Consider the following 515-nt stretch of genomic DNA (forward strand, 5'->3'; position numbering starts at 1 on the left):
TCCTTGTATGCCGTCAGGAACGGCTCCTCGACACCGGTGGCCAGCGAGGACCGGGCGCGCAGCTCCCAGTAGGGGATGGTGGCGGCGGTCAGGTCGACGACGTTCATGGGCACCAGGCCGTTGGCGGCCATGGCCTTGAAGTAGGCGCTGCGGGGGTGGATGTTGCAGGTGTAGTGCTCGTCGATGCGGCTGACGGCCTTGGAGCGGCCGCCGGTGACGTCGTTGGAGCAGCCGGTGATGACGACGTAGCGGCCGCCGAAGGCGAGCTGGCGGGCGTGTTCGGCGAACAGGTCGTGCAGGTCGACGTACATGGTGGATTCGTTGTTCCAGATGCCCTGGAACGCGCCGGTGGGCAGGCCGGTGTCGAGCATGTTGCGGAAGTGGTAGCGCACCTTGGCGTCCACGCCGCGCTTGCGGGCCTGCTCGTTGGCGAAGTCGACCTGGGCCTGGGAGATGGACACCCCGTCGACCTCGCAGCCGAAGCGGGCGTTGGCCATGATGCTCGAACCACCCCG

At 67.8% G+C, this 515-nt stretch carries 1 protein-coding gene; it reads right to left on the reverse strand.

The window, feature by feature from the left end:
• On the reverse strand, positions 1 to 515 hold a 515-nt coding region (locus AC27L3_RS29535), incomplete at both ends, for an SAM-dependent methyltransferase (RefSeq protein WP_487237112.1).

It is taken from the genome of Streptomyces sp. PKA51, from assembly GCF_057552455.1.